Here is a 13784-nt window from a genome sequence, read left to right as displayed (position 1 = left end):
TTGGCGATGCATCCCAATGATGATGACCGCACCCAGTTCATGCCGCGCCCGGGTGGCCGAGAACCTGCACCCGCGCGTGCCGAACCTGCGCCGCTGTCGATGCCGGCTGCGCCGATCCTCACCGGCAAGAGCCAGGGCCTCAACCCGCTGGAAAGTGCCGCCGGCCCGTTGCTGGCGTTGTTGACGCGGTTGCGCAACACCATTGCCCATCCCGCGCCGGCCAGCCTGCGTGCGCAGTTGCTGGCGTACCTGCGCCAGTTCGAAGAACGCGCCGAAGCCGCCGGTGTGGCACGCAATGAAGTGCTGTTGGCCCGTTACGCGCTGTGCACTGCCTTGGATGAAGCGGTGCTGAGCACGCCGTGGGGCAGCACCAGTGACTGGGGTAAGCAGAGCCTGCTGATCACCGTGCACAACGAAGCCTGGGGTGGCGAAAAGGTTTTCCAGTTGCTTGATCACTGTCTGCAAAGCCCACGGGAACGCCTGTACCTGCTGGAGCTGTTGTACCTGTGCATGTGCCTGGGTTTTGAAGGGCGTTACCGCGTGATGACCGACGGGCGCAGCCAGTTGGAAGCCTTGCGTGAACGCACCGCCGCAGCGATACGCAGCGCCCGTGGCGAGCACGAGCGTGAGCTGTCGCCGCACTGGCGCGGTGTGACCGTGGCCCGTGATCGCCTGGCGCAATTCATGCCGCCATGGATTGCCGTGGCGATTGGCTTGGCGCTGCTGTTGGCGTTGCTGTTCGGCCTGCGCATGAAGCTGGCCTCGGACGCCGAGCCGGTGTTCAAGAATATTCATGCCCTGGGCGAGATCCCGGTGCAGGCCATCGACCGTCCGGTGGCGCAGCCCAAAGTGATTGAGCGCCCGCGCCTGGCCGGGTTTCTGGCCGATGACATCAAGGCCGGCCGCGTGGCGGTGGAAGACAAGGTTGACCGCTCTGTGGTGACCATTCGTGGCGATGAGCTGTTCGCCTCGGCCAGCTCCAGCATCGTCGATGACTACCAGCCGCTGATGCTGCGCATCGCTGACGCCATTCGCAAGGTCAAGGGCCAGGTGCGTGTCACCGGGCACAGCGACAACCGCCCGATTGCCACGTTGCGCTTCCCCTCCAACTGGGCGTTGTCCGAAGCCCGGGCCAAGTCGGTGCTGGAGATTCTCGCGGCCAAGACCGGCCAGGCCGAGCGCTTCAGTGCCGAAGGCCGCAGCGACACGGAGCCGTTGGCTACCAACAGTACTGCCGAAGGCCGTGCCCGCAATCGTCGGGTTGAAATCACCGTATTGGCGGAGGGCGTCGAGTGAAGGCGTTTTTCAGTTTCATGATTCGCTGGGTGATCCCCGTGCTGGGCCTGATTGCCCTGAGCCTGATCATCTGGTTTGTTGGCCCGCTGCTGGACGTGCTGGTGCCCGAAGGGCGCCGTTGGGCGCTGATCGTGCTGGTGTTTGCGCTGTGGGTGGCCTACCGCGTGTTCCGCATTATCCAGGCCCGTCGCCAGGCCGCCGAAGTGATGCGCAGCCTGGCCGCAGAAACCCCGGTCGACCCCAACAGCGTTGCGACCGCCGAAGAGCTGTCCACGCTGCGCCAGCGCATGGACGAAGCCCTGGCACTGCTGAAAAAGGCCAAGCTGGGCGGCGATGAGCGCCGCAACCTCTACGAGTTGCCGTGGTATGTGATCATCGGTCCGCCGGGCTCGGGCAAGACTACCGCGCTGGTCAATTCCGGGCTGCATTTCCCGCTGGCGGCGCAATTGGGCGCCGGTGCGGTGCGGGGCGTGGGTGGTACGCGCAACTGCGACTGGTGGTTTACCGACCAGGCCGTATTGCTCGACACCGCTGGCCGCTATACCACCCAGGACAGCAACTCCACGGTGGACAAAGCCGCCTGGCTGGGCTTTCTCGACTTGCTGAAAAAGCAGCGTTCCCGCCGGCCGATCGACGGGGCGTTTATCGCCATCAGCCTCTCGGATCTGCTGCTGGGCACCGACGCCGAGCGCGCAGCCCATGCCGCCGCGATTCGCCTGCGCATCCAGGAGCTGTATACGCAGCTGGGCGTGCGTTTCCCCATCTACCTGATGCTCACCAAGCTCGACCTGGTGCCGGGCTTCATGGAGTTCTTCGACAACCTGAGCAAGGAAGAGCGCGCCCAGGTGTGGGGCATGACCTTTGCCCTGGACGACGGCAAAAACAGCGACAGCCCGCTGGCGCACCTGCAAAGCGAATTCGAGGGCCTGGAGCAGCGTCTCAACGAACGTCTGGTCGAGCGCTTGCAGCAGGAACGCGACCCGGCACGACGCGACCTGATCTACGGCTTCCCGCAGCAGTTCGGCGCGCTGAAAGATTGCCTGCAAAGCTTCCTCGAAGGCGTGTTCAAACCCAACGCCTTTGAAGAGCGCGTGTTGCTGCGTGGCGTGTACTTCACCAGCGGCACCCAGGAAGGCAGCCCGATTGACCGCCTGATCGGTGCCATGGCCCAGAGTATGAACCTGGACCGCCAGCACCTGGCGCGCCAGAGCGGCACCGGGCGCAGTTACTTCATCGAAAAACTCTTCACCGCCGTGGCCTTTGCCGAGCGCGGCCTGGTGGGGGTGAACCCGAAAGTCGAGCGGCGCCGCAAGTGGATCGCCCGTGGCGTACTGGCGGCCACCGTCGCGCTGGTGGTGGTGGTCAGCAGCCTGTGGTGGGTGAGCTATCGCGCCAACCAGGCATATATCGCCCAGGTCGATCAGAAGGTCGCGCCCCTGGGCCAGACCGTACAGAACCTGAGCCCGGCACAGCGGGAAGTGCTCGCCGTGCTGCCGTTGCTCAATGCGGTGAAGAACCTGGCGGGGGATTCGCCGAGCTGGTCCGAAGGGCTGGGGCTGTACCAGGGCGATATGCTCGAAGCCGAGTCCGCCAGCGTGTACCGCAAACTGTTGATCGCCGTGTTCGCGCCACGCCTGGTGACGCGTATCGAAGAGCAACTGCACGGCGGCGGTAACTCGGACTTTCTCTACGAGGGCCTCAAGGCTTACCTGATGCTCGCCGACACCGAGCATTACGACCCGGACTTCATCAAGGCCTGGATCGCCCTGGACTGGGACCGCAACTTGCCCCGCGACCTGCCGGCCGACCAGCGTCAGGCCCTGGCCGGGCACTTGCAAGCGCTGTTCGAACGCCATCCGCCGAGCGCGCGCCTGGACCCACGGCTGATCGACGACCTGCGTCGCCAATTGCAGCAATTGCCGGTAGCCCAGCGCGTGTACGACCGCGTCAAGCGCCAGAAACTGCCCGAAGGTATCCCGGACTTTCGTCTCAATGAGGCCGCCGGTCGCGATGCCGCACTGGTGTTCAGCCGCAAGAGCGGCAAGCCATTGGGCGAGCCGTTGAGTGGTTTCTTTACTGCCAAGGGCTATCGCCAGGCGTTTTTGCTCAGCAGCCTGAACCAGACCGGCACCCTGGCCGAAGAGCAATGGGTGCTGGGCCATGAACAGGCCGACCAGCAGAACGTGGTGAGCCTGGCCGCCGACGTGCGCCGTTTGTACTTCCAGGATTACCAGCGCCAGTGGGACTCGTTGCTCGCCGACATCGACTTTGTGCCGATCACCAGCGTGGCACAGGCCGCCGATGTGCTGCGGGTGATTTCCGGGCCCACCTCGCCGCTGAAAAAGCTGTTGGTGGCGGTCGCCAGGGAAACCGACCTGCAAGCCGAAGAACGCCAACTGGCCGCCAAAGGCGTGCCGGTGGAAGGCGGCGTGGACAAGCTCAAGGAGCGCCTCGGCAGTTTGCTGGGCGAGGCACAACCGACGGCGAATGCCCCGGCACCGGCGGATGATCCGGTGACCGCACACTTTGCCGAACTCAACAGCATCGTCAGCAAAAACGAAGGCGAACCGGCGGCCATCGACGGCCTGCTATCGGACATGAATGCGCTGTATGTGCAGGTCAGCGCCATGGTCGGTGCCAGCGGCGATGCCTTGCTCGGCGAGGCCAAGAACCAGGCGGCGGCTGCCGCCACGCGGGTCAGCCTGAACGCCGAGCGCCAGCCGCCGCTGGTGCAGGGCATGGTCAAGTCGGTGGTCAATTCCACCACCAACAGCATGATGGGCGGGGTGCGTAACCAGCTGAACGCGGCCTGGGTCAGTGAAGTGGTCAACGTGTATCGCCAGTCGTTGGCCGGGCGTTACCCGATGTCGCCGGGCAGTGCGCGGGACGCCACCCTGGATGACTTCGGCCAGTTTTTCGGTGTGGGCGGGGTGATGGACAACTACTTCCGCAAATACCTGCAGCCCTATGTGGACACGTCGGCACAGACCTGGCGCTGGCAACCGGGGGCGGCGCAGAAGCTGGGGATTGCTCCTGGCGTGCTGCAAACCTTCCAGCGTGCGGCGACGATTCGGGACGCGTTCTTCCGCTCCGGTGGCACCCAACCCATCGTGCGTTTCGAACTCAAGCCGGTGTCGATGGACCCTACCATCACCCAGTTCCTGCTTGACCTGGACGGCCAGCAGTTGAGCTACGACCACGGCCCGAGCCGGCCGGTAGCGATGCAATGGCCGAGCCCCGGCAGCATTGGCGTGGTGCGTATTTCTATCATGCCGCCGTCGGCCAGTGGTCGCTCCGGTATCACCCTGGACGGCCCGTGGGCCTGGTTCCGTCTGCTGGAGCAATCAGACCTCACGGCAGGCAACTCGCCGGACCGTTTCAACCTGCGCCTGCGGGTCGATGGCGCGAGCATCGCCTACGAGTTGCGCGCCAACAGTGCGTTCAACCCATTCAAGAGCCGCGTGCTCAGCGGCTTCAGCCTGCCGGAGCGGCTATGACGACCCTGGGTTTCTACGGCAAGTTGGCCAGCCGCGGGGACTTCGTCAGCCGCGCCTTGCCCCAGAGCTTTATAGGCCCGTGGGACAGCTGGCTGGCAGCGGGTTTGCTCGCCAGCCAGAACAGCCTCGGCGCTGACTGGCTGAATGCGTACTTGGTCAGCCCGTTGTGGCGCTTTGTGCTGGCGCCGGGCGTGTGCGGGCCGGATGCGGCGGCGGGCGTGGTGATGCCAAGCATTGACCGGGTCGGGCGGTATTTTCCGCTGGCGGTGGTGACCTTGCTGGATCACGACACCAACCCGGCGTCGCTGGTGGGCGGTTCGGACGCCTGGTTCGAGCAGGCTGAAACCTTGTTGCTCAGCACCCTCGACAGCGGCGCGACCTTCGAAAGCTTCAACGCCGGGCTCGACGAGTTGGGCGTGCCGGCCAGCGAGCCGCGGGCGGTGGACAGCCGTTTCGCCGGCCTGCAAAGGGTGGCAGCCACCGTGCCGCACCAGCGTATGACCGCACTGGCCGAACAGGCGTGCGAGGGCGCAAGCCTGTGGTGGGGGCGAGGTTCGCAGCGTATCTCCCCCGGTTTATTACGGTGCCAGGGCCTGCCTGCCGCCAGCGATTTTGCGCAGTTTTTGCTCGGACAAGAAGGTGTGGTGTAGATGGGCGTGACGTACGAATCCGCGAGCAAAAGCCATGTGGGCATGGTTCGCCAAGTCAACGAAGATGCCTTTCTGGACCTGCCGGAAAACCGCTTGTGGGTGGTGGCCGATGGTATGGGCGGGCACGCGGCGGGGGACTATGTCAGCAGCTTGATCGTCGATAGCCTGCGCCATGTGCCGCTGGGCCGCTCCCTGGACGAATACTCAGCGGCGCTGCGCAATGACCTGCTGCGCATCAACGCGGCCGTGCGCGAAGAAACCGCCAACCGTGGCGTGACCATGATGGGCAGCACCGTGGTGGTGTTCGCCGCGCGCGGCTTGCGCGGGGTGTGCCTGTGGGCCGGCGACAGTCGCCTGTACCGCTTGCGCGACGGCGTGCTGGAAAGCATTTCCCGCGACCACAGCTACGTACAAGACCTGCAAGACAGCGGCCTGCTCAGCGAAGCCGACGCCCGCACCCACCCGCGCTCCAATATCGTCACCCGCGCCATTGGCGTGGAGGCCCAGTTGGACGTCGCCTCGGTGGACCTGTTGATCGCCCCCGGCGACAGCTATTTGCTATGCAGTGATGGCCTCAACAAGACCGTCGAAGACCATGAAATCCGCGACGTGCTCAGCCATGACGCGCCGGATGAAATCGTGCGCAGCCTGGTGCACTTGGGGCTCAATCGCGGCGCACCAGACAACATCACCACCCTCGTCGTGAAGGTCTCGTCATGAACATCGTCATCCCGGGTTATGACATCGAAGGTGAGATTGGCGAAGGCGCCATGGCCAGCGTGTACTTGGCGACCCAGCGCTCGCTGGAGCGCAAGGTGGCGTTGAAGGTGATGGCGGCAGCGCTGGCGGCCGACCCGAGTTTCTGCGAACGCTTCCTGCGCGAGGGCAAGACGCTGGCGCGTTTGTCACACCCGCACACGGTGACCATCCATGACATCGGCAACGTCGGTGAGCTGTATTACATGGCCATGGAATACCTGCCCAATGGCACGCTCAAGGAGCGCATTGCTGCTGGGCTGACCCCGGAGCAGGGCGTGACGCTCATCCGCCAGATTGCCTCGGCCCTGGGCTATGCCCATGCCCAAGGGCTGGTGCACCGTGACGTCAAGCCGGCGAACATTCTGTTTCGCGCCGATGGCACGGCAGTGCTGTCGGACTTCGGGATTGCCAAGTCGCTGGACGATCGCACCCAATTCACCCAGGCCGGGTTTGCCGTGGGCACGCCGAGCTACATGAGCCCCGAGCAGGCGCGGGGTCAGGAGATCGATGGCCGCGCCGACCTCTACGCGCTGGGCGTGGTGCTGTATGAAATCCTCGTCGGCAAGCTGCCTTACAACGGCACAGATGCGCTCTCCACCGCGCTGGCGCACCTGACCGAACCCTTGCCGGAATTGCCGGTGCATCACGGGCGCTACCAGGGTGTGCTGCGCAAGTTGTTGGCCAAGGACCCGGCGGAGCGTTATCCGGATGCGGCAGCGTTGTTGTTGGCGCTGGATCAACTGCCTGCTGATGAATCGGATGCCACGCTGGTGCGGCCGCTGCCGATTCCATTGAGCGTTGATCTGGCGGGCATCACGCCTGTCACCATCGACATTCCGACGGATAAACCGCAACCGCAGCCAATAGTGCGTCAACCGGTGGTCACGCCGACGCAGCACAATGCTCCGTCCGAGCAGCGCCGTGGGCCGGTATTGGCCTTGGCCGCTGTGGCGGTCGCCGTCGCGTTGGCCATTGGCGGCGCCAGCTACTGGTGGTTGAACGGCGGCGATGAACCGGCCAAGCCGCCAGCCGCCGTGGCGCCCAAGGTGACGCCGCCCGTGGCTGTCGCTGAAGTGGATGGCGGTCAGCGCCCGTTGCTGATGGCAGGCAAGAAAACCTTGTTCCAGCGTGTACTCAGCAAACCCGGCGCCCTGCTTTCAGTGGACGCTGGGAGCCCGCCGGGTAGAGCGCTGCCGGCGTTTTCCGTGCTCTACGTGTATCAGCGCAAAGAAGTCGATGGCAGCCCGTGGGTGCGCGTCGGCGCCGCTACCGATGGTCGCAGCGACGGTTGGCTGCCGGCCTCCCAGGTCAGCGACTGGAAACAAAGCCTGGTGCTCAAGTTCACCGAGCGCTCAGGCCGGGCGCCCGTGATGTTCCTGCGCCAGCCCGGTGAGGTGGAAAAACTACTGGCTGACCCTGCTGCAGCGAAAAGCGCCTTGGCCAAGGCGCAGAACAACCGAGAAGACAACCAGCAAGTCCTGGCCCTGGAACCCACCGCCAGCGCGGTGCCGCAGAACCAGTTCTACCTGTTGCCGATCTTCGATTCCAAAGAGAGCTTCGACGACAACGGCCAGCCGGTGCAGTTGCTCAACGTGGCCTCCATCGACCCAGGCAGCCGCGCCGCTGCCAGACCGGCCAGCCCGACGCTCAGCGCGAATGCCGACGCATTCCGCACGGCGGTGGTGCTGGTGGTGGACACCACCGTGTCGATGCAGCCCTACATCGACCAGATTCGCGACGTGGTGCATGAGCTACAAACCCGCATTGCCGAGCGCGGCGAGTTGGACAGCGTCAGCTTCGGCATGGTCGGCTTTCGCAGCAGCATCCAGAAAACCCCGGGCCTTGAGTATGTCGCCAAGACCCTGATCAGCCTCGACCAAGGTCGCGACCCGCAGCGCTTTCTGGATATGGCGCGCCAGGTCAAAGCGTCGACGGTGTCCAGCCACTCGTTCAACGAAGATGCGTTTGCCGGGGTGATGCAGGCAGTGGACGGCATGGATTGGTCCGGCTACGGCGGGCGCATCATCCTGCTGGTTTCCGATGCCGGCGCGCTGCGCAAGAACGACCCGTTCGCCGCCACCCAGATGAACGAAGCCGAAGTGCGCCAGGCGGCCCTGGGTAAGCAGATCAAGATCTATGCGCTGCACCTGCGCACTGATGCCGGCAAGAAAACCCATGCCGGCGCCGAGAGCCAGTATCGCGTTCTCACCGCCGACGCCAACCCGCAGATCGGCGACCTGTATACGCCAGTGCCAGGGGGCGATGTGCGCAAGCTGGGTGAGCGCGTCGATGAGATCGGCACGGTATTCGCCAACCTGGTGCATCAGGTGCGCAGCAATACGCCGCAGCCAGTGCCGTTGCTCAGTGCCGCGCCGAGTCTGGCGGACAAGTCCGCCGCCGTCGGCTATGCCATGCACATGGACTTTCTCGGGCGCAAGACCGCGAGCCAGGCACCGCAATTGGTCAGCGCCTGGACCGCTGATCGTGACCTAACCAACCCGGCGCTGCCAGCGTTCCAGGTGTGCGTGATGTTGACCAAGCTGCAACTCAACGACCTGCAACAATCGTTGAAGTTGATCGTGGATGCAGCGCGCAAAACACAAAGCTCGCCCAAGGATTTCTTCCAGGAAATCGCCAGCGCCTCGGCCTATATGAGCCGCGACCCGCAGGCCCTGCGCAAGGGCGGCAACCTGGCTGACGGCGGCCTGCTCGGTGAATACCTGGAGGGCCTGCCGTACCGCAGCAAGTCGCTGAACATGACCCAGGACCTGTGGTTGTCATTGAGCGTGGCCGAGCAGGAAGACTTTATCGACGAGCTGGATTCGAAAATCCGCCTGTATGAAACCTTCCATAACGACGTGGCCAACTGGGTCCGTTTCGGCGATGCCGAACCGGGCGATGCGTTGTATCGCGTGCCGCTGTCGACGCTGCCGTAATGTTGAACCTGAGCGCGGTGCACAAGAGCCGGGGCGTCGGTAGCCAGCGCTACAGCCTGGTGATCCCTGCGTTGCAGCTGGGCGCGGGTGAACAACTGGCAATTGTCGGCCCCAGTGGTTGCGGCAAGAGCACCTTGCTCGACCTGCTGGCGCTGGTGTTGGCGCCGGATCAGGTGGGGCAGTTTGCATTCAACCAACACGACGTCGGCGCGCTGTGGCGTGCCGACCGGCAATCGGCGCTGGCCGCGTTACGCAGCCAGCACTTGGGCTATGTGCCGCAGACCGGGGGGTTGCTGGGGTTTCTGGACGTGCGCGGCAATATCGCGCTGTCGCGCCAACTGCTGGGCTTGCAGGACGACGGCCGCGTGGCGCGCCTGGCTGAGCAGTTGCAGATCAGCGATCAGTTGGCCAAGCGCCCGGCGGCGTTGTCGGTGGGCCAACGCCAGCGGGTCAGCTGTGCGCGGGCTCTGGCCCATGGGCCGCAACTGGTGCTGGCTGATGAGCCGACGGCGTCCCTGGACCCGCTCAACGCCGAGCGCGTGATGCAGGCGCTGCTGGCCCAGGCCCGCGAACACCGTACGGCCTGTGTGATCGCCACCCATGACGAACCGCTGGCCCGCGCCAGTGGCTTGCAGGTGCGGCGTATCAGTTGCCAGCGCGACCCAGACGGCGGCGTCACCGCAACCCTCGGGGAGGCGTGCTGATGCGCATCGGCCTGGTTGCTTCGCTTGCGTGGCAGGACTACCGCAACGATGGGTGGCTGTCGGCCTGTTCGGTGTTGGCATTGGTGGCGGTTATCGCGCCATTGCTGGTGTTATTCGGGCTGAAATTTGGACTGGTTAGCAGTTTGACCGAACGCTTGGAGACCGACCCCGCCAGCCGTGAAATCATCCCGTTGGGCGGTGGTCGATTCAGCGCGGCGTTTATCGCGCAGCTGGGTGAGCGCAGCGATGTCGCGTTTGCTGTGCCGCGCACACGGCAGATTGCGGCCACGGCGCAGGTGGGCACCTTGACCCTGGAAATGCTGCCGACTGCCGCAGGCGACCCGTTGTTGGCAGGCTTGCCGATGCCCCACGGCCTGGACCAGATCGTGCTCAGCCATACCGCCGCCGAAAAGCTCGCGGCAAGGCCCGGTGATTGGCTGGACACCAGCTTTGCGCGGCAAGTGGCGGGGCGCGTCGAGGCCCAGCGCACGCGGTTGCAGGTGCTGGCGGTGTTGCCGCTGGAGGCCTTCGCTCGCGAGGGCCTGTTTGCCGATCTGGCGTTGCTGGAGGCAGCGGAAGATTACCGCGATGGCCGTGCGGTGCCGGCGTTGGGTTGGGCCGGTGAAGCGGCGAGCGTGAGTGAACAGCGCATCTACCCGGCGTTTCGCCTGTATGCGCGCAGCCTCAGTGATGTGGAACCGTTGCGGGTGTATTTCGCCGAGCAGAACCTGTTGGTTTCAACCCAGGCGCACACCATCGCTCAAGTGCAATCGTTGAGCCGCAACCTGTCGATTGTGTTCTGGATCATCGCCGGGTTGGCGTTGGCCGGGGCGTTTGCGGCGATTTTCGCGGGGACCCTGGCGGCGGTGGCGCGTAAGCACCGTGAACTCTCGGTGTTGCGCCTGCTGGGGTTTTCCACCGCCGCGTTGTTGCTGTTTGTGCTGCTGCAAGCGCTATACAGCGCGGGTTTTGCCGCTGTGCTCAGCGTTGGGCTGTATGGCCTGGCTGAGGCGGCGTTGAACAAGCTTTTTGTGCAGGTGCCAGGCGAGTACGCCAGCCATCTGTTGGCGCGCCATTACGGCCTGGCCCTAGTGGCGGTGCTCGGCGTCAGTGCCGTGGCGGCCGCCTGTGGTGGTTGGCGGGTGGCCCGTATCCAGGCTTCTGAAGGAATCAGAGATGTATAAATTACTGGGCGCCTGCGTGGCGCTGAGCCTGGCCTCGCTGGCCTGGGCTGATGAAGCAAGTGACAAGCTCGACAACCCCAAGCCGTTGCCGGACGACGTGAGCCTGCCGCTGCCCTGCGAAGGTAACATGGTATTCCGCTACGCCTACATTCTGGCCCAGGGCACCCTGGATGACCGTGAAATCAGCCTGGGCTACCCCTTTGCCGAAGGCGAGGCGGGTTATCAGCAGTCGTTTATTTCCGGTTACCGCCGCGACTTCATCAACGGCCAGTTCACCCTCAAGGACTTGCCCAAGGACTGGAGCAAGGTCATCGCGCCGCAGATGCCGAAGACCGACGCCAAGACCCCGCTCAAGCCCATGCTGTACTTCATTGGCAAATACGAAGTGACTGCTCGCCAATACGCCCAGGTGATGGCCCAGGCGCAGGCCCTGGCCAGCGGCGAACCGGCGCCGGCGTGTGATGCGCCCATGGGCATGGCCGGGCGTTTGCCCAAGGTGAAACTGTCGCGCTTTGAAGCCGAGCGTTTCTCGGCGGTGTACAGCGCCTGGCTGATGAAATACCACCGCGAACTGCTGCCGGTGAGCGGGCGCGGTGCGTCGACCGAAGACGGTGGCCTGGGATTTGTGCGCCTGCCCACCGAAGTGGAATGGGAGTACGCCGCGCGCGGCGGCCAGGCGGTGAGCCGCCAGGACCTGGAAGGCCGGCTGTATCCACGGCGCGTCGAGGGCAGTGAAAGCGATGGCCCGCTGGCCGATTACGCGGTGTTCAACCAAGTGGCCGGCGGCACCGGCCAGGCAGCGCGGTTGATGCCCATCGGCACCAAATTACCTAACCCCATCGGCATGTTCGACGTGATCGGCAACGCCGCGGAAATGGTCCAGGAATCCTTCCAACTGGTACACGCTGGCCGCCGCCAGGGCACCTACGGCGGCTTTGTGGTCAAGGGCGGCAACTACCTAGAAGGCGAGGGCACGTTGTTCACCGGCATGCGCCGCGAATACCCGCTGTTTGCCGCTGATGGCACCGAGCAAAGCAACGAGACCACCGGTTTTCGCGTGGCGATTGGCGCGTTGTCGGCGCCGCGCTCGCGCTACAAGGAGCTGTTCGCCCAGTGGCAGAAGGAAGGCCGCCTGGCCGCGCTGACCGATGCCATCGACGACGCCCAGGACCCGACCAAACGCCTGGACAGCATCATCGCCGCCAGTGTCGATCCCAAGCTGCAAGCCGAACTGGGCCTGGTCAACGAAGAGCTCAAGCGCAACGTGTCGCTGATCGCCCAGCAACGCGAAGAAGCGGCGGGCAATTTGATCCAGTCGGCGGCGTTGGTGGCCGAGACCATCAGCAACTACAACATCCGCCTGGCCAACCTGCACAAGAGTCGCCAGCAGGCGGTGGACAGCAAGGACGAGGCCAGCACGCAGCTGTTCGACATGGCCATCACCAATGGACGCAGCGCGTTGGACGGCGCGGTGGCGATTTACATCGACAACCTGGCCACCGGCACGCGCTACACCGATGCGGTGATCCAGGCGCAGTTTCAACGGATCAAGGAAGAGTTGGATCGCAAGCCAGTGCTCGGCAAGAGCCTGGTGACGCGCGCGACACTGTTCGTTCGCCATGTTGGCAACTACCGCAAGCAACAGCGGGCCGACCCGGCAACGATCTTGAAGGAATTGCTCGCAGCGAGCGGTCAGCGGTCTTGATCGTTGGCTGTCTAGCGAGCTTGGAAGGGACTCAGGCGGCGGTGGGCCGTGCTGGGCAAGTCAAACTTAACAGAGATCACATCTATGCTTTTTTCCCGTAAGGCGGTTTCCAAGCGTCACCTGCTGCTGATCGCAGCTGGTTTCAGCACCGTGTTGACTGGTTGCGCTACGTCGCCTGCGTCCAAGGTGGCGTCGAGCACCAAGGTCGAGTACTACCCCAACTGCTACGAGCCGGTGCAGCACCTGCGCGCCACCGATTCGGACATGACCAAGTCGGTCGTCACCGGTGCCGCGATCGGCGCGGCCGGCGGTGCCCTGCTGGGCGCGCTGACCGGCGACAAGGACAGCCGTGGCCGCAATGCCGCGATCGGTGCCGCAGGCGGCGCCCTGGCTGGCGGTGCGGCGGGTTACTACACCGAGCGCCAGAAACAGATCACCGATGACAACCAGCGCATCGCGTCCTACTCCACCGACTTCAACAAAAGCGCCTCGGACATCGACCGCAGCACCGCCTATGCCAAGGCGTCGCAGCAGTGCTACCAGAGCGCATTCACCAAGCTGGTGGCTGATCGCAAGGCCAAGACCGTCAACGACACCGAAGGCCGCAAGCGCCTGGCGGAAATCGTCGCGGGCCTGAAGGAGTCCAATGACCTGATCGTGACGGTCAACGGCAAAGCCAGCGAAGACCTGAACAACTACACCCAGGCCTACGAGAAAGACCTGCAACAGGTCGGCGTACAGCGCAGCGATGTGGTGACCGTGGCCACCGCCGATACCACGCCAGTGGTCGCTACGACCAAGGGCAAGAAAGCCGTCAAGCCAGCCAAGAAGCCGGTTCTGCCGACAGTGCCGAAAGAAGCGGTCACCACCGAACGTAGCATCCAGACCGTGCAGGCCAAGCAAGCTGAAAGCAAGCAGGTCGCCAGTGCGGGCAAGACCCAGATCGAAGCAACCTGCCGCAATCCAAACCTGGCCGACTGGGCGCCAGTGCCTTGCCCTAACGTTTAAGTACTTGTTGCTATAAGCGTTAAACGCCAACCGATCTGCGCCTAA

General features: G+C 64.3%; 9 protein-coding genes. All 9 read left to right on the top strand.

The genetic code is table 11. From position 1 onward, the window contains the following. The first annotated feature begins 6 nt into the window (after nucleotides 1-6). The 9 genes from JFT58_RS02235 (at nucleotide 7) to tagQ (ending at nucleotide 13739) form a co-directional block, all read left to right on the top strand. Nucleotides 7-1296, top strand: coding sequence for a DotU family type VI secretion system protein (locus tag JFT58_RS02235; protein WP_054896050.1), 1290 nt, complete (start codon nucleotides 7-9; stop codon nucleotides 1294-1296). Beyond that, on the top strand, nucleotides 1293-4793 hold the full coding sequence (gene tssM, locus JFT58_RS02230) for a type VI secretion system membrane subunit TssM (RefSeq protein ID WP_054896049.1): 3501 nt from the start codon (nucleotides 1293-1295) through the stop codon (nucleotides 4791-4793). Before JFT58_RS02235 ends, tssM begins: the two co-directional genes overlap by 4 nt. After that, complete coding sequence (gene tagF / locus JFT58_RS02225) at nucleotides 4790-5443, top strand: type VI secretion system-associated protein TagF (protein ID WP_054896048.1); 654 nt, start codon at nucleotides 4790-4792, stop codon at nucleotides 5441-5443. The genes tssM and tagF overlap by 4 nt, the downstream gene beginning before the upstream one ends. Further along, nucleotides 5444-6163 (top strand): PP2C family protein-serine/threonine phosphatase, encoded by a 720-nt coding sequence (locus JFT58_RS02220; RefSeq protein WP_034129104.1) that lies wholly within the window; start codon nucleotides 5444-5446, stop codon nucleotides 6161-6163. Then, entirely contained in the window at nucleotides 6160-9138 is a 2979-nt protein-coding gene (locus JFT58_RS02215) for a serine/threonine-protein kinase (protein WP_054896047.1), read from the top strand. The genes JFT58_RS02220 and JFT58_RS02215 overlap by 4 nt, the downstream gene beginning before the upstream one ends. Then, complete coding sequence (locus tag JFT58_RS02210) at nucleotides 9138-9842, top strand: ABC transporter ATP-binding protein (RefSeq protein ID WP_019818123.1); 705 nt, start codon at nucleotides 9138-9140, stop codon at nucleotides 9840-9842. Before JFT58_RS02215 ends, JFT58_RS02210 begins: the two co-directional genes overlap by 1 nt. Beyond that, nucleotides 9842-11026 carry an FtsX-like permease family protein gene (locus tag JFT58_RS02205; RefSeq protein WP_096144021.1) on the top strand — a complete coding sequence of 395 codons (1185 nt, stop codon included), beginning with the start codon at nucleotides 9842-9844 and terminating at the stop codon, nucleotides 11024-11026. The genes JFT58_RS02210 and JFT58_RS02205 overlap by 1 nt, the downstream gene beginning before the upstream one ends. Further along, complete coding sequence (locus JFT58_RS02200) at nucleotides 11019-12731, top strand: formylglycine-generating enzyme family protein (RefSeq protein WP_054896045.1); 1713 nt, start codon at nucleotides 11019-11021, stop codon at nucleotides 12729-12731. Before JFT58_RS02205 ends, JFT58_RS02200 begins: the two co-directional genes overlap by 8 nt. Nucleotides 12732-12815: 84 nt before the next feature. After that, nucleotides 12816-13739: a type VI secretion system-associated lipoprotein TagQ gene (tagQ, locus tag JFT58_RS02195; protein WP_054896044.1), complete on the top strand. Its 924-nt coding sequence runs from the start codon at nucleotides 12816-12818 to the stop codon at nucleotides 13737-13739. The last annotated feature ends 45 nt before the right edge of the window (nucleotides 13740-13784 follow it).

Source organism: Pseudomonas sp. MF6767 (genome assembly GCF_016405475.1).
GTDB classification, from domain to species: domain Bacteria; phylum Pseudomonadota; class Gammaproteobacteria; order Pseudomonadales; family Pseudomonadaceae; genus Aquipseudomonas; species Aquipseudomonas paracarnis.
Note: the sequence above shows the minus strand (reverse complement) of the source record. Positions and strands in the feature narration are given on the sequence as shown.